The organism is Paraburkholderia sp. SIMBA_027, assembly GCF_046535315.1.
Classification (GTDB): domain Bacteria; phylum Pseudomonadota; class Gammaproteobacteria; order Burkholderiales; family Burkholderiaceae; genus Paraburkholderia; species Paraburkholderia tropica.
In genome coordinates this window covers 1-15,448 of record NZ_JAWRWY010000015.1, presented here as the reverse complement: position 1 = coordinate 15,448, position 15,448 = coordinate 1, and the positions used below count along the sequence as shown (strand labels likewise).

The 15,448-nt window shown below is 62.6% G+C and carries 14 protein-coding genes and 1 pseudogene; 6 read left to right on the top strand and 9 right to left on the bottom strand.

Annotated features, from left to right (window positions below; translation table 11 throughout):
- The first annotated feature begins 66 nt into the window (after positions 1–66).
- The 3 genes from SB764_RS26590 to SB764_RS26580 all read left to right on the top strand — a co-directional run bounded on the left by SB764_RS26590 (position 67) and on the right by SB764_RS26580 (position 3,513).
- A complete protein-coding gene (locus SB764_RS26590; RefSeq protein WP_065060985.1) occupies positions 67–693 on the top strand; it encodes a DUF47 domain-containing protein in 627 nt (208 codons plus the stop codon).
- 12 nt (positions 694–705) lie between these two features.
- The gene (locus tag SB764_RS26585) at positions 706–1,716 is read left to right on the top strand and encodes an inorganic phosphate transporter (RefSeq protein WP_065060986.1); all 1,011 of its coding nucleotides are present in this window, start codon (positions 706–708) and stop codon (positions 1,714–1,716) included.
- Positions 1,717–1,845: 129 nt separating this feature from the next.
- Positions 1,846–3,513 (top strand): Na/Pi cotransporter family protein, encoded by a 1,668-nt coding sequence (locus SB764_RS26580; RefSeq protein ID WP_074981877.1) that lies wholly within the window; start codon positions 1,846–1,848, stop codon positions 3,511–3,513.
- Positions 3,514–3,607: 94 nt separating this feature from the next.
- Here the strand turns inward: SB764_RS26580 and SB764_RS26575 are convergent, their stop codons facing one another.
- From SB764_RS26575 to SB764_RS26545, 7 genes are all read right to left on the bottom strand, one after another.
- Positions 3,608–4,933 carry a leucine-rich repeat-containing protein kinase family protein gene (locus SB764_RS26575; RefSeq protein ID WP_410865573.1) on the bottom strand — a complete coding sequence of 442 codons (1,326 nt, stop codon included), beginning with the start codon at positions 4,931–4,933 and terminating at the stop codon, positions 3,608–3,610.
- Between the two features lie 218 nt (positions 4,934–5,151).
- Complete coding sequence (locus SB764_RS26570) at positions 5,152–6,486, bottom strand: MFS transporter (protein WP_074981874.1); 1,335 nt, start codon at positions 6,484–6,486, stop codon at positions 5,152–5,154.
- A gap of 92 nt (positions 6,487–6,578) precedes the next feature.
- The gene (gene ligK / locus SB764_RS26565; RefSeq protein WP_065061047.1) at positions 6,579–7,262 is read right to left on the bottom strand and encodes a 4-carboxy-4-hydroxy-2-oxoadipate aldolase/oxaloacetate decarboxylase; all 684 of its coding nucleotides are present in this window, start codon (positions 7,260–7,262) and stop codon (positions 6,579–6,581) included.
- Positions 7,263–7,264: 2 nt separating this feature from the next.
- The gene (locus tag SB764_RS26560) at positions 7,265–8,290 is read right to left on the bottom strand and encodes an amidohydrolase family protein (protein WP_110330035.1); all 1,026 of its coding nucleotides are present in this window, start codon (positions 8,288–8,290) and stop codon (positions 7,265–7,267) included.
- Between the two features lie 37 nt (positions 8,291–8,327).
- Positions 8,328–9,677: an MFS transporter gene (locus tag SB764_RS26555; RefSeq protein WP_410865570.1), complete on the bottom strand. Its 1,350-nt coding sequence runs from the start codon at positions 9,675–9,677 to the stop codon at positions 8,328–8,330.
- A 963-nt stretch (positions 9,678–10,640) separates the two neighbouring features.
- Positions 10,641–11,261: an H-NS histone family protein gene (locus SB764_RS26550; RefSeq protein WP_269453904.1), complete on the bottom strand. Its 621-nt coding sequence runs from the start codon at positions 11,259–11,261 to the stop codon at positions 10,641–10,643.
- A gap of 516 nt (positions 11,262–11,777) precedes the next feature.
- Positions 11,778–11,972 (bottom strand): hypothetical protein, encoded by a 195-nt coding sequence (locus SB764_RS26545; RefSeq protein ID WP_343664540.1) that lies wholly within the window; start codon positions 11,970–11,972, stop codon positions 11,778–11,780.
- A gap of 254 nt (positions 11,973–12,226) precedes the next feature.
- Here SB764_RS26545 and SB764_RS26540 point away from each other — a divergent pair, with 254 nt between their 5' ends.
- The 3 genes from SB764_RS26540 (at position 12,227) to SB764_RS26530 (ending at position 14,262) form a co-directional block, all read left to right on the top strand.
- On the top strand, positions 12,227–12,505 hold the full coding sequence (locus SB764_RS26540) for a hypothetical protein (protein WP_410865568.1): 279 nt from the start codon (positions 12,227–12,229) through the stop codon (positions 12,503–12,505).
- 84 nt (positions 12,506–12,589) lie between these two features.
- Entirely contained in the window at positions 12,590–13,813 is a 1,224-nt protein-coding gene (locus tag SB764_RS26535; protein WP_080180775.1) for an MFS transporter, read from the top strand.
- Between the two features lie 68 nt (positions 13,814–13,881).
- Positions 13,882–14,262, top strand: coding sequence for a hypothetical protein (locus SB764_RS26530; protein WP_065060994.1), 381 nt, complete (start codon positions 13,882–13,884; stop codon positions 14,260–14,262).
- Between the two features lie 65 nt (positions 14,263–14,327).
- Here SB764_RS26530 and phbB read toward each other — a convergent pair whose 3' ends face one another.
- Entirely contained in the window at positions 14,328–15,071 is a 744-nt protein-coding gene (gene phbB / locus SB764_RS26525) for an acetoacetyl-CoA reductase (RefSeq protein ID WP_065060995.1), read from the bottom strand.
- 209 nt (positions 15,072–15,280) lie between these two features.
- Positions 15,281–15,448: pseudogene (locus SB764_RS26520) on the bottom strand (acetyl-CoA C-acetyltransferase); the annotation flags it as partial.

Here is a 15,448-nt window from a genome sequence, read left to right as displayed (position 1 = left end):
TGCCTGTATCATGAGCGGTTTTTCGATGACGCGGTCGGCGCGCCATCAAACCCGAGGTAATGCCCTATGTTCGGCCGATTCATGCCCAGAGACGGCAATTTTTTCGAGATTTTCAATGCCCATGCCCGATATATCGTGGACGGCAGTCATGCTCTCGAAAAGCTGATCGAGAATCTCGACGACGCGGAGCGACACCGGCGAAACATCAAGATCAACGAAAAGTCGGCCGATAAACTGACTCGCGACTGCAACGATCTGCTGCACAAGACCTTCATCACGCCGCTGGATCGCGATCAGATCCAGCAGCTCATCAACACGCTGGATGACATCATCGACGTGATTGAGGATGTTGCGAACACCATTACGCTGTATGACGTGCAAGCGTTGCCCGACGATGCGATCGAGTTCGCGCGGCTGAGCACGAAGACAGCCATTCAGGTTCAGCAGGCCGTCAGCATGCTTTCCGACATGAAGCAGGCAGATCAGATCCTGCGATGCTGCAAGGAAATCGACGAACTCGAATCCGAAGTCGACCGGTTGCTGCGTATCGCAATCTCGCGGCTATTCCGCGAGGAAGCCGATGTCAAGACGCTCATCAAACTGAAAAGCGTCTACGAACTCCTTGAAACCATTACCGATAAATGCGAGGTCGCCGCAACCATTATCGAGGGCATTGTGCTGGAAAACGCTTGAGCGAATTCAACCATGCATCCGATTCAACTCGCTCTCTGGGCCATCATTCTGCTCGTCGCGATCGCCCTCCTGTTTGACTTCATGAACGGGTTTCACGACGCCGCCAACGCCATTGCGACCGTGGTGTCCACCGGGGTGTTGAAGCCGCAGCAGGCGGTCGCATTTGCGGCGTTCTTCAACGTCGTTGCGTATTTTGTCTTTCACCTCGGCGTGGCCGCCACCATTGGCAAAGGCACGATCGATCCCGCGATAGTCGATCAGTACGTGGTGTTCGGCGCACTGATCGGCGCCATCGGCTGGAATTTCATCACCTGGTACTACGGCATTCCCTCCAGTTCGTCGCATGCGCTGATCGGCGGACTGGTCGGCTCGGCGCTGGCCAAATCCGGCTGGGGCGCGCTGAATCTCGACGGCGTCATGAAGACCGTGGCCTTCATCGTCATCTCGCCGGTGCTGGGTTTCGTGCTGGGCTCGTGCTTCATGCTCGGCATCGCCTGGCTCTATTTCCGCGTGCCGCAAAGCAAGGTGGATCGCCAGTTCCGCAGCCTGCAATTGATCTCGGCGGGCCTTTACAGCCTCGGGCACGGCGGCAACGACTCGCAGAAGACCATCGGCATTATCTGGATGCTGCTGATCGCCGCGGGCTATGCATCGCACAACGCCGTCGCGCCGCCGCTCTGGGTGGCCGCCGGATGCTATGCGTCGATGGGACTCGGAACCCTTTTCGGCGGATGGCGCATCGTGCGGACGATGGGGCAGAAGATCACGAAGCTCAAGCCGGTGGGCGGTTTTTGCGCCGAACTCGGCGGCGCGCTCACCTTATTCGTCGCCTCGGGGCTCGGCATTCCCGTTTCGACGACGCATACCATCACCGGCGCGATCGTCGGCGTCGGCGCCACGCAGAAGCTCTCCGCGGTGCGTTGGGGCGTGGCGGGCAATATCATCTGGGCCTGGGTGCTCACCATCCCGGCTTCCGCGGCGATGGCGGCAATGGCCTGGTGGATCGGGACCCGGCTGCTTTAAGAAAACGGCCGCCGTTTTTTATCGCATCGAATCGCGCCATTCTGTGTGACACTAGTGTTACATCCAGACGCCGATCGCAAGGCGCCCCGTCAACGGGGCCCCAAAGTCGTGCAGTAACCGTCGCCTATCGTGTTGATCCTTCTGAATCTGCTTTCCGGTGTGTCGCTTCTGGTGTGGGGCACACACATCGTTCGCACCGGCATACTGCGCGTGCTCGGCGCCGATCTTCGCGCGATCCTCGGCCGCAGCACGGGTAGCCGCCTCAAGGCCTTTCTTGCCGGGCTGGGCGTCACCAGCCTCGTGCAAAGCAGTAACGCCACGGCGGTCATCATCTCGTCGTTCGCCGCGCAAGGCATGGTGTCGCTGGCCAGCGGCCTGACCATCATGCTGGGCGCCGACGTGGGCACCGCGCTCATGGCGCGGGTGCTGACACTCGATCTGTCGTGGCTGTCTCCGCTGCTGATACTCGCCGGCGTACCGCTGTTTCTCACGCGCAAGCAGACGCGCGCCGGCCAGACCGGGCGCACGCTCATCGGGCTCGGTCTGATCCTGCTGGCGCTTCACCTGATCGTGGAAGCGGCGCAACCGATGATGCAGGGCACGAGCGTCCGGGTGATGTTCAGCGCCCTGACCGGCGACACGATGCTCGATGCGCTCGTCGGCGCGGCCTTCGCGATGCTCTCGTATTCGAGCCTCGCCGCCGTTCTTTTGACCGCGACGCTCGCCTCCTCCGGCGTCATTTCGTTGAAGGTCGCCTTGTGTCTCGTGGTCGGCGCGAATCTCGGCAGCGGTCTGCTCGCGCTGATGAGCGCATTGCCCCAAAACGCCGCGGCGCGCCGCCTCGCCGTGGGCAGTTTCGCCTTCAAGCTGCTCGGCGCGGTGATTATCCTGCCGTTCGCCTCGTTGCTCGCACGCGCATTGCCGGTCATCATTTCGAATCCGCGCGAGGCCGTGGTCGGCTTCCATCTCATCTACAACACGGTGCGGTGTTGCGCCTGCCTCACGATGGTCGACCGGGTCGCCGCCATCTGCCGTCGCTTGTTGCCCGACCGGCCGCAGGTGGCCGGCGAACTGCGTCCGCTCCATCTCGACCCCGCCGGGCTGGCCACGCCGGGACTCGCGCTGGCCAACGCGTCGCGCGAAGTGCTGCGGATTGGCGACATCGTCGGCGTGATGCTGGAGAACGTGTCGGAACTGCTCAGACGCAACGATCTCGCCGTCGCGCGCGAAACCATGCGCATGGACGACGACGTCGACCAGCTCTACGCCGAAGTGAAAAGCTATCTGACGCTGATCTCGCGCGAGCAACTCGATGAAGCCGAAAGCCGCCGCTGGACGGACATCATTTCCCTCACGATCAATCTCGAACATGCGGGCGACATCATCGAGCGCATCGTGAGCGACATCGAAGAGAAAAAGATCTCCCAGCGGCTCGCGTTCTCCGAGGAAGGACTGGGTGAACTCGACGATCTGCACGCGCGGCTGGTGAGCAATCTGCGGCTAGGCCTGTCGGTGTTCCTGAACAACGATCTGCGCTGCGCGGAGCAGCTTCTGGCCGAGAAGGAACGTTTCCGCGATCTGGAGCGCGTGTATTCCCACAAGCATCTGGACCGGCTGGCAGGCCAGTCGCTTCGCAGCGTGGAAACCAGCGCGCTGCACCTCGATCTGATCAGCAATATGAAGCGGCTGAATTCGCTGTTCTGCTCGACGGCGTATCCGGTGCTCGACGCCGCAGGCGCGCTTCATGAAACGCGCCTGCGCAAACGTTCGCTCGACAGTCTGCACACGAAGGAGTGACGCCGCTGTTCCTGCTCGCTGCTCCTGCTCGCCGACGTGTTCCAGACGGTGCCGCAGACGGTGCATTCGCGGCGCGCCCGCGCCGCCATATCCGTTATAGCGGCGCCAGGCGCTCCACGACCTCGTCGAACGACGGTCTGTGCTCGACGCTTGCGGCCAGACAATCCGTAACCAGTGCCTGAAACGCCGCAGCCAGCTCGCCAGCCTCCCCCACCAGGCGAGACGCCAGTTCCTCGAGCAAACACCCGAACGCCCGCACCTCGATCCGCTCGAGCGACTGCGCCAGCGACTCGTCGCGCGCGTCGAACAACGACGCCGCGCCAAAATCCCCGAGCAACGCGTGCCCCGCGCCGTCATGCAGAATATTGTGCGCATACAGATCGCCGTGCATGATCCCGCGCCGATGCAGATGCCGCGCCGCCGACGCCATTCCGCTCGCGATCCGCAGCGCCACGGTCCGGTCGAACAGCGTATCGGCGGCGTACACATCGCGCGTGCACGAATCGAGACTCGGCGGCCCGGCGAGATTGCCGAACGCCGGATCGATCAATGCCATCACGAGCCCATGCTCGCCGAGCGGATGCCCCGTGGCCTTGCCCAGCACGGGAATCAGATTCGGATGCGGCCCCGCCTGCAAACACGCCGCCATTTCCAGTTCCGGCAATCCGTCGCTGGTCACCGCGCCCTTGAACAGCTTCACGGCGACCGCTTCGGCCGGATGCCCGTCCTTCAACAGACGCGTCGCGCGATGCGTCACGCCCGACGCGCCCTCGCCCAGCGTTTGCCCGAGCGCGAGCGTATGCCAGTCGATATCGGGCACCGAGGCATCCGTGAGCGCAGCCTGTTCGCGCGTCGCATTCAGCGGATTGCCCGCATAAGCCAGCCACGCGAGCCGCGGCAGACGCAACAGCCAGTCCGGCAACGCGTCGAGCCGGTTCGCCGACACCCGCAGCAGTTCGAGCCGCTCGCAGGCCGCCATCGTCTCCGGCAGCGCGCGCAGCCGGTTGCCCGCCAGCATCAGTTTCTGCAATTGCGGACGTTCGCCGATTTCCTGCGGCAACGCATCGATGTTGTTGTCGGTCAGGATCAGCCAGCGCAATGACGGCGGCAGCGCGCTCGCCGCAACGTGGCGAATGCGGTTCGCCTTGAAACCGACCATGCTCAGCGACGCGCAATCGCCGAGCATCGGCGGCAGCTCGGTGAACGGATTATTCGACGCGAACAGAATGCGCAGATGGCGCAGCTTCGGCAGGTCGTCGGGCAGCGAAGTCAGCACGTTGCCCGAAAGGTCGAGCACTTCCAGCGTGTCGGCGAGATCGAAAATCTCGCGCGGGAATTCGGTCAACCCGCAAGCGAGCTTGAGCTGTCGTGCGCCGGCAAGGCGGCCGGCGCGCAGTTGTTCGAGGGTGGCGGTGGTCACGCGTGGATCGAATCGGAGAATGGCAGGGAGTGTCGGATGCGCGCAGGCGGCGTCCATGCTGCCAATTCTAGCGGGAACGATCCGCGAGGGCGGCGATGGCGCGATTTCACGCGTGTCGAACGGGGCGCGATCCCTTCGCGAGCGCCATGTCGGCGGGCAGAAACGACAACGGCGCCGCGTGAGCCTCCACGCGGCGCCGTTGCTGCATCACGTCTGATTTACGGGCGGCGCGCGCCGCCTGCGTCCTCGGTGACGCTCACGCGTTGCAGACGCGCGTCGGAGGGTTGCGTGTCTTGCGCGCGCTCCGCGTCGTCGTCCGTTGCGACCTGCGAGAGATCGCGGCCGCGCGTTTCGGGCAGCATCAGCGCCGCCGTCACCACGAGCAGATACGAGACGCACGCGCAGATGCCCATCGCCGCGCCGAGTTCGAGTTTCGCGCTCAGCACGCCGACCATCGTCGGCATGATCGCGCCGATCGCGCGGCCCGCGTTGCCGCACAGCCCTTGCGCCGATGCACGGATGCGCGTCGGGAACAGTTCGGCGATATACGCACCGGTGCCCGCCGCCGTGCCCGATTGCAGCGTGCCCAGCACGAAGCCGAGCACCAGCGTGACCGGCAGCGTGATGTGCACGAGCGTGTACGTGGCCACGGCAATCGCCTGCAGGCACGCGATCACGATGAACGTATAACGGCGGCCGAAGCGATCCGCCATCCAGCCGTTCAGGAACGCGCCCGCGAACGAACCGAGAATGTTGATCGCGAGATAGCCGCCCACGTTCGTGATCGACAGATGCAGCGCGAGTTTCAGATACGCCGGCAGCCACGTGATCATCACGTAGTTGCCGCCGTAGATGCCGAACGTCAGCAGGATCGCCTTGAAGGTGGTCATGCGCGTGGGCGCGGCGAACACTTCCCAGATGCTCGGGCGGTCCTCGGCGTGCTCGCGCTGGATCTGCGCGAACACCGGCGCTTCCTTGATGTGTCGGCGAATCCACAGCACGAGCAGCGTCGGCAGCAGGCCGATGGCGAACATCACGCGCCACGCGAGCGCCGGTTCGAGCGTGTTGAACAGCAAGGTGGAGAGCAGCACGGCCACGCCGTAGCCCACGGCCCAGCCCGCCTGAAGCGAGCCGACCGCGCGGCCGCGCACTTGCGGACGGATCGTTTCGCTGATGAGCACCGCGCCCACGGCCCATTCGCCGCCGAAGCCGAGGCCTTGCAGCCCGCGCGTGATCATCAGTTGCCAGAACGAGTCGGTGAACGCGGAGAGCAGCGTGAACGCCGAGAACCACAGAATGGTGATCTGCAGGATGCGCACGCGTCCGTAGCGGTCGGCGAGAATACCCGCGATCCAGCCGCCCAGCGACGCCATGATGAGCACCGTCGTGCCCAGAATGCCGGCCTGGCCGCGCGTCATGCCCCAGAGGGCGATCAGCGTGGGAATCGCGAGGGCATACATCTGCGTATCCATCGCATCGAGTCCCCAGCCGCTGAAGCACGCCCAGTAGGTGCGCTTCTCCGGCTTCGTCAACTCGGTGTACCACTTGAACATGCTCTGTCTCCTTCCACCTGCCTGATGCCGTGCCTCACTTGCCTGCATGCGCCGAAGCGCTACGACAACCGCGACAACCCAGCGAAAACCACTCAGTCGATATAGCGCAGCCCGAGCTTTTCGAGCGGCTCGCGCATCTTGTACATGTCGAGGCCGAGCACGCCCGAAGCGAGCTTCGCGCGTTTTTCGCCTTCGAACGATTCGCGTGCGATGGCTTTATCGAGCGTATCGACGGCCTTCGCCGACGGCACCACGACCACGCCGTCGTTATCGGCCACGATCACGTCGCCCGGATTCACGAGCGCGCCCGCGCACACCACGGGAATGTTGACCGAGCCGAGCGTCGCCTTGATGCAGCCCTTCGACGAAATGGCCTTGCTCCACACCGGGAAGCCCATTTCCTGCAGCACGCTCACGTCGCGCACGCCGCCGTCGATGATCAGCGCACGCGCGCCGCGCGCCTTGAAGCTGGTCGCCAGCAGGTCGCCGAAATAACCGTCGGTGCATTCGGCCGTGATGGCCGCGACCACGATGTCGCCGGGCTGAATCTGCTCGGCGGCCACGTGCATCATCCAGTTGTCGCCGGGATGCAGCAGCACCGTCACGGCCGTGCCGCTCACCGGCGCGCCCGCGTAGATCGGCCGCATATACGGCTTCATCAGGCCGACGCGGCCCATGGCTTCGTGCACGGTCGCGCTGCCCAGCGCGCCGAGTTCGTCCGCCGCGCGGCGTTCCGCGCGGGCGATGTTGCGATACACCACTCCGAGTTCAGTCATGTTCAACGTCCTTGTGCCTTGAGCGTGGCGTCGAGGCGCGAATACACGCGACGCGCATTGCCTTCGTAAATCTTGTAGCGCTGGTCCGGGTTCATGTCCGCGGCTTCCACGTAGCGCTTCGTATCGTCGAAATAGTTGCCCGTTTGCGGATCGATGCCGCGCACCGCGCCGATCATTTCGCTGGCGAACAGAATGTTGTCGACCGGAATCACCTTCGTCAGCAGGTCGATGCCCGGCTGGTGATACACGCAGGTGTCGAAGAAAATGTTTTTCAGCAGATGCTCTTCGAGCAGCGGCTTTTTCATTTCCTGCGCAAGACCGCGGAAACGGCCCCAGTGATACGGCACCGCGCCGCCGCCGTGCGGAATCACGAATTTCAGCGTGGGGAAATCGCGGAACAGATCCGACGTGAGGCATTGCATGAACGCCGTCGTGTCCGCGTTCAGATAATGCGCGCCGGTGGTGTGGAAGCACGCGTTGCAACTCGTGCTCACGTGCACCATCGCCGGAATGTCGTACTCGACCATCTTTTCATAGATCGGATACCACGAGCGGTCGGAGAGCGGCGGGCTCGTCCAGTGGCCGCCCGAGGGATCCGGATTCAGATTGATCGCGACATTGCCGTACTGCTCCACGCACTTCACGAGTTCGGGAATACAGGTGGCGACATCCACGCCGGGGCTTTGCGGCAGCATCGCGGCCGGAATGAAATGCTCCGGAAACAGCTGGCTCACGCGGTAGCACAGCTCGTTGCAGATCGCGGCCCACGTAGCGGAGACTTCGTAATCGCCGATGTGGTGCGCCATGAAACTGGCGCGCGGGCTGAACACCGTGAGGTCGAGGCCGCGCTCGCGCATCAGGCGCAACTGGTTCTGCTCGATCGATTCGCGCAGCTCGTCGTCGCTGATCTTCAGCTCGGAGACGGACGGCATCTCCGACGGGCTGTTGATGCCCGCGATCTGGCGGTTGCGCCACGTTTCCAGCGCCTTGGGAGCGGTCGTGTAGTGACCGTGGATGTCAATGATCATCAGTATTCCGTACTACATGAAAAATTCTTGAAACGGTTCAATGCGAGGCGCCCACCGTCGCGTTCGCCGCCGCCACGCTCGTACGCTGCGCGAACAGGATCGCGATGGCTGCGAGCACCGCCGGCACCGCCAGCGTCGCGAGAATCGACTCGAAACCCCAGCCGAGACCAAGCAGCGCACCGCCGATCGCCGAGCCGAAAATGCTGCCGAAACGGCCCATGCCCAGCATCCAGCTCACGCCCGTGGCGCGCGCCTGGGTCGGATAACGGCCCGGCGCAAAAGCATTCAACCCCGTCTGCGCGCCGCTCATGCAGAAGCCCGCAGCAAACACCAGCATCGTCAAGCTCGACGACAGCGCGCCCACCGACGCCACCGCCAGCACGCACAGCCCGCCGCCCACGTAAGCCGCGCTGATCACCGGCGCGGGACGCGTCTTGTCCATCAGCCAGCCGACGATCACCGCACCGATCGTGCCGCCGATCTGGAACATCGCCGTCACGTTGGCCGCGACCGTCACCGAAAGGCCCGCGTCCTTGATCAGCGTCGGCAGCCAGCCCGTCAGCAGATAAATCACCAGCAGGCCCATGAAATACGTCACCCACAACAGCAGCGTCATCGCGCTATAGCCCTGCGAGAACAGGATGCCGATGGGCTTGCGCGACGGCACCGGCGGCTCGTTCGAGATGAAGCGCTCCTCACCCGTGAAGCGGCCTTCGCAGACGCGGTTCAGGATCTGCGCGATCCGCGCCGAGGCCGCACCACGCACCGCCAGCAGACGCGCCGATTCCGGCAGCAGCCACAGATGCAGCGGGATCATCACCAGCGGCAACGCACCGCCGACGATCAGCACCGCACGCCAGCCGTGCGTCGGAATCAGCCAGCCCGCGACGAAACCAATCAGCGCCGAGCCCAGATTGAAGCCCGTGAACATGATGGTGATCATCAGCGCGCGCTTGCGTTGCGGCGCGTACTCCGACAGCAGCGTCGTCGTGTTCGGCATCGCCGCGCCGAGACCGATACCGGTCAGCAGACGCAGCACGGCCATTTCAGTCGGCGTGCTCGTGAACGCTGTCGCGATCGTGAAGATCCCGAAGACGAAAATCGACGACAGCAACACCACCTTGCGCCCGAAACGGTCCGACGACGGACCCGCCACCAGCGCGCCAATCACGAGGCCGAGCGGCGCCGCGCTCATGACGAGGCCAAACGCGGGGCGGGAAATCGCCCATTCGTGAAGAATCGGCGGCGCGACGAAACCCATGATCGCCACGTCCATGCCGTCCGCCGTCACCACGAGAAAACACAGTGCGACCAGCAACCACTGGTACGCCGTAATCTTCTGCTCGTCGATGAAGGCCTTGATGTCGATAACCCTGCTCCCCGCCATTGCCTCGTCTCCTCTGTCATGGCGGTGCTGCCCGCACATTCGTGCTACGCGCACCGCGAATTCATCTTGTCTAGCCGCGCTCGCCGGATTTTCCGGTCGATTGGCGCTGACAATAAGGAGACCGCCGACCCGAGGCTACTACGGGTTAACCACAAGTCAAGCGGCCGAACGTGGAATGCAAGGGGCAGCGCGACGCTTTCCGCGCCAGGCTTGCAAGCCTGAAAGCCAAGCCGCATAAGGCCTGGCGTGGCTTGCGGCGGATCACCGCGCGGTGCCCGAACGCAGTGGCGCGCGAACCAGTCGATAAACGAAACAGATGGGGATTGCAAGACTTCGCAATCGGGCTCCGCGCGGGGGCATGAAATCGGAGAAACCCGCTGAATTCGATCGAAGGGCGTGCGGGTGTCCGTGCGGCCGGGTGGAGATCGTCTGTCGAAAGCGTAGGTAAAAACGATCAGGCGGGCACGGCGAGCGCCTGTCGGCCGGACTAACGACAGGCGCATGAAAGCGAACGCCTTGCGATCGAAGGCGCTTGAATCGTTCGGAAACCTGATCAAATATGTGCCGCCTTCAGCGGACTGGCGATGCAGAAACGTGTTCGTCCGAAGTCGGGCGAATTAAAACGCGCCTGGGGAAAAACGGTTCGGCTTCCGCGAGTCGCCCAACTTTTGGCGCGCGAGTTTTCTCGTCGCGCGATTCAGGGCTAACTGGAAATGTAGGGAAATCGAGTGGAATTGGCGCAGTGCAGCAGAATGCACCACGCGATTGCAGATTGCAGATTGGAGGAGCGGAAGATAAACCGACTCGCTGTTGAAGTTAGCTGTTGATGTTAGCTGTTGAACTGAGCGGTCGAAACGATCAAGCGGTGAAGCGGTAAAGGAATTAACGACCGTAGCCGGCATTGCGCCATCGAAAAGCGAAGCAGCGCTCCGCCAGCCACGGTTATTCGACCACCATGTGGCTTTATTCTGCAGCCGCTGCCGGTGCTGCAGCAGTCGTTGCCGCCTTTGCAGCCGTCTTGCGCGGCGCACCGCGCTTTTTCGCAGCGACGGTCTTGCGTGCGCGCGTGGCGCCAGCCGGTGCTGCTGCGCGACGGCCAGCGGCCTTCTTCGCTGCAACCGGCTTCTTGGCAGCAGCGCGTTTTGCTGGTGCTTTCTTTGCTGCGGCGGCCTTGCTTTCCACCGCGCCGGCGATCAGGAATTTCGAGCGGTCTTTCACGTCGCGAATCCAGGCCGGTGCACGGCCACGGCCGGTCCACGTTGCGCCCGTTTTCGGGTCGGCGTATTTCGGCGCGACCGGCGCGCTTGCACGCCGCGTTTTAACGACGCCGTTCGCGGCCTTGACGCCCGGCTTGCGACCGCGCCTTTTCCCGACAAAGCTTTCGATATCGACGAGGCTCAAGCCATGCTTGTGCATCAGATCGCGAATTTTCGCGAGGCCGACCGAAGTCTGCTTTTCCGCAATGGCGGTCGCCTGCTTCTGGAGTTTTGCAATTTTCGAGTTGATCGAGTCGAGCGTAACCATTCTTCCCTCCCTGTCAGGAATGCGTCTGCCGGCTCTGCCTGAAAAAGACTTCTTTGGCATCTCGAAGTTTGGCCGGAGACATTGTGGCGATATCATTGCGCCACGCAGATTATGAAGGCAAATCGGCAACACATGCAAATTGCGTGTCCGTATTCGATCAATAGACGGGCTGAAATTGACTTTTTCGCCACGAAAATCTTTCGAACGCTTTCACCACAAGCTAACAGCGAACGAAATACCCAGTCATTTTTCTCTTCGCATGCCATGTCGTGCGCTTGATGAAGCCGGTCCGCAGTTTCAAAAATTGAAACATACGACGCTTGTGCATGCGCTTGCGCAGGCTTCTATCGCCGCGAAAAAAGTGCTGCGCCGTCTTTACCGCATTTTTCATGCAAGACCGGCATCGTGATTTCGACTATCGGTAGTCGCGCATGTCTGCGGTTGTGTTTTTCTTTTAAGAACGATGATCCGCCAGAACGCCAATGGCCGCCATGGCGATTCGATTCGCGTTCGAGTGGCGTGGCGTGGCGTGGCGAATTGAAGCGATCGATACCGTCGATCGCGACTTCGCAATCGTCATCGCACACGATAAGCGGTTGCGATTGAAGCGCGTTTTTGCACCGGCTTGTGCGCCTGGCCGTTCATCTGATAGCGCGCGGCAAAAGTGAAGCGACGATCACGTGAAGGCGCAAGATCTGCGCCTTCCAGCCCAGAATACCCATCGAGGCACACCGCTTCATGCGCATATTTTTTGGCAAACGGGATCGTCATTGTCTACAAATCATATAATGACGCGAAGAACTGTCCTTCGCGGACGCTCTCCATCGCCGAATGCAAGCTCACGCAACAGCCGATCAGCGCCGCGTCGCGCCGCACGATCACCACCAAGAACGCACGCTGCGTCTCGGTGTGAAAGCGATTTGCCGTTTCGTTTGCGCGCAATATAGTCAGTTGCATATCGGTGGCGAACGAAGCCGGACTCGATACACCCCACATCCGAGATGTCGGCCAACGAGCGCTGATTCGTGATCGCGGATGCGGCGTTGTCATGCGCGAACGTGCAACAGGTGATACGCTGCGAACCGGTCTCATCTGAAAGATGGCAAACCGCCGGGCAATACACCGGCAACATCACTGGCCAAATCACCGGCCAAATCACCGACCGAACCAAACTGACAGAACGCCCACTGAACCGCTCAACGCCCGCTCGCTGGCACCCAAAGCTTTCGTCTGCGCATTCGCTTCACACCGCCTTTTTGCTTGCTTTTTTGCACTTGATTTGTGCATTTATTTTGTTCATTTAACCTGCAGCCTCCGTCAACCCGCTTTCCACCACGCCAAATGGGCAAATCGCCCATCCAGTACGCAATAAGTCTTTAGAAAAATTCATGAGTGCCTCTGCAGAAACCCCTGTTCGGGAAGAACACGTCGAGCGCGTCGTGGCGCCGATCGAGCCGCCGCATGGGCTCGGCATCGCCGAACTGTCGCTTGCCCTGGGCGGATTCGCCATCGGCACCGCCGAATTCGCCGCGATGGGCATCCTGCCCGAAATGGCCGGCGATCTGCACGTATCGATTCCGCAAGCGGGCCATATGATCAGCGCGTATGCGGCGGGCGTGGTCGTCGGCGCGCCGTTGATCACCGTGTTGCTCGCGAGAATGCCGCGGCGCGCGCTGCTGATTCTGCTGATGCTGCTTTACGCGATCGGCAATGGCGCGAGCGCGATTTTCCACAGCTACTCGCTCGTGCTCGTGAGCCGCTTTATTGCCGGTCTGCCGCACGGCGCGTATTTCGGCCTCGCCGCGCTCGCCGCCGCCGCGCTCGTGCCGCCGCACAAACGCGGCGCGGCCATCGGCAAGGTCATGTTGGGACTGAGCGTCGCGAATGTGATTGGCGTGCCGGTCGCCACCTGGCTCGGTCAGGGCCTCGGCTGGCAGGCGTGTTTCGCGGCGGTGGCGATCATCGCGCTCGTCACGGCGGGCATGATCGCGTGGTCGGTGCCGGCATTGCCGATGTCGAACAAGGCGAGCCCGCTGACCGAACTCGGCGCGCTCGGCCGCCCGCAAGTGCTGCTCACGCTGCTCGCCTCGGCGGTCGGCTTCGGCGGCATTTTCTCGGTTTATAGCTATGTGGCGTCCACGCTCACCGAAGTCACGCACGTCGCCAGCTATCACGTGCCGTGGGCGCTTGCGCTGATCGGCGTTGGCATGATTCTCGGCAATATGGCCTGCGGCTGGCTCGCCGACCGCTGGCTCAAGCGCACCATGTTCGGCATGTACGCGTTCACGGCGGTCATCCTGCTCGTGTTCGTGGTCGCCGCGCCGCATCTCTGGGCGATGCTGCCGATTCTGTTCTGCGTGGGCTTCGGTTCCGCCTGCACGCCCGCGTTCCAGTCGCGGCTGATGGACGTGGCCGGGGACGCGCAATCGCTCGCCGCCGCGCTCAATCACAGCGCGTTCAATATCGCCAATGCGCTCGGCGCGTGGCTCGGCGGCATTGTGATCGCGATGGGTTTCGGCTGGATCGCGACCGGCTGGGTGGGCGCGATTCTCGCGGTGCTCGGCATCGCCGTGTTGATGGTGTCGTTCTCGCTCGACCGCAAGGCGGCCTGAGCGGCGCGATCACGTATGATGTTTCGCGAGGTCCCGCGCGTGGCGGGACCGTCGAGGAACCGAACACCATGCCGTCTTCCATCCGCAATTCGCTGGTCTGGATTTTCGACGCCTTCGAGCGCGAACCGAATTACGTCCGCAAGCTGATGTTCGGCTGCGACGCCGCCTATCTCGACGGCCTGCTCTGTCTGATTGCCGCCGATCGCGGCGAGCCCTGGAGCGGCATGCTCGTGTGCACGTCGAAAGACCGTCACGCGGCGCTGATCGACGCGATTCCGGCGCTGCGCCCGCATCCCGTGCTCGGGAAATGGCTGTATATCTCGCAGGCCGACCCGGCCTTCGAAACGGTCGTGGAGGAGTTGACGGCCCTCGTGCTCGCGCGCGATGAGCGCGTGGGCGTCGAGCCCAAGCCGCGTAATCGCAGCCGCAAGAGCCTGTTGCCGAAATAATGGCGCAACGGACAACGCGCGCACCACGGCGCGCGTTGTCTTCACTTCAATACTGCATCACTGCGTCACTGCATGTGCTGGCCGCCGTTGATCGGAATATTCGCGCCGGTCACGAAACCTGCGTCGTCCGAACACAGGAACAGCACGAGCGCCGCCACTTCGTCCGGATTGCCGAGACGGCCCATCGGAATTTGCGGCAGGATCTTCGAATCGAGAATGTCCTGCGGAATCGCGGTGACCATTTTCGTCGCGAGATAACCCGGCGAAATCGTATTCACCGTCACGCCCTTGCGCGCCACTTCCAGCGCGAGCGATTTGGTGAAACCGTGCATACCGGCTTTCGCGGCCGCATAATTGGTCTGCCCCACCGAACCCTTCGACCCGTTCACCGACGAAATATTGATGATGCGCCCCCACGCGCGCTCCACCATGCCGTCGCACAAGGGCTTCGAGATATTGAAGATCGAATCGAGATTGGTGCGCAGCACCGCGTCCCAGTTCACCTTGTCGAGTTTGCGGAACGTCATGTCGCGCGTGATGCCGGCGTTGTTCACCAGAATGTCGATCGGACCGATTTCGCTCTGAATCTTGTCGGCGCCGCGCTGGCACGAATCGTAATCCGCCACGTCCATCGCATACGCATGAAATCCGCGGCCCGCCGACTCCATGCGCGACAGCCAGTCCTTCGCTCCGGCGTTATCGGGCGAATGCGTGACGACGACCTTGTAGCCCGCGTCGTGCAGGCGCACGCTGATCGCCTCGCCAAGACCGCCCATTCCACCCGTTACCAATGCAATACGATTAGTCATCCTGTATATCCGCGAGAGTCATACTTCATATAATGGCGTGACACCACTCGAGGGTCCGTCACGTTGTTCGTTGCCCGGCAAGCGTCGTGTGTGTGGGGACGCTGCAAGCAAGCGCGCGCGGGTTTTACTAACGTCTGATATTGCGCGAACACTTTTTGGGGCCGCCGGCACGCCGGCGCCGCGCGGCCCCCATCAACCTTAAAGGTGGATCAGCCGCGCTCGATTGCGAGCGCCACGCCCATGCCGCCGCCGATACACAGCGATGCCAGACCGCGCTTCGCGTCGCGGCGCTGCATTTCATGCAGCAGCGTCACCAGAATCCGGCAACCCGACGCGCCGATCGGATGGCCGATCGCAATCGCGCCACCGTTCACGTT

Coding starts and splice junctions, on each gene's coding strand:
- SB764_RS26590 (WP_065060985.1), top strand. CDS start 67: ATGTTCGGCCGATTCATGCCCAGAGACGGCAATTTTTTCGAGATTTTC.
- SB764_RS26585 (WP_065060986.1), top strand. CDS start 706: ATGCATCCGATTCAACTCGCTCTCTGGGCCATCATTCTGCTCGTCGCG.
- SB764_RS26570 (WP_074981874.1), bottom strand. CDS start 6,486: ATGTTCAAGTGGTACACCGAGTTGACGAAGCCGGAGAAGCGCACCTAC.
- ligK (WP_065061047.1), bottom strand. CDS start 7,262: ATGACTGAACTCGGAGTGGTGTATCGCAACATCGCCCGCGCGGAACGC.
- SB764_RS26560 (WP_110330035.1), bottom strand. CDS start 8,290: ATGATCATTGACATCCACGGTCACTACACGACCGCTCCCAAGGCGCTG.
- SB764_RS26555 (WP_410865570.1), bottom strand. CDS start 9,677: ATGGCGGGGAGCAGGGTTATCGACATCAAGGCCTTCATCGACGAGCAG.
- SB764_RS26550 (WP_269453904.1), bottom strand. CDS start 11,261: ATGCCAAAGAAGTCTTTTTCAGGCAGAGCCGGCAGACGCATTCCTGAC.
- SB764_RS26545 (WP_343664540.1), bottom strand. CDS start 11,972: ATGACGATCCCGTTTGCCAAAAAATATGCGCATGAAGCGGTGTGCCTC.
- SB764_RS26535 (WP_080180775.1), top strand. CDS start 12,590: ATGAGTGCCTCTGCAGAAACCCCTGTTCGGGAAGAACACGTCGAGCGC.
- SB764_RS26530 (WP_065060994.1), top strand. CDS start 13,882: ATGCCGTCTTCCATCCGCAATTCGCTGGTCTGGATTTTCGACGCCTTC.
- phbB (WP_065060995.1), bottom strand. CDS start 15,071: ATGACTAATCGTATTGCATTGGTAACGGGTGGAATGGGCGGTCTTGGC.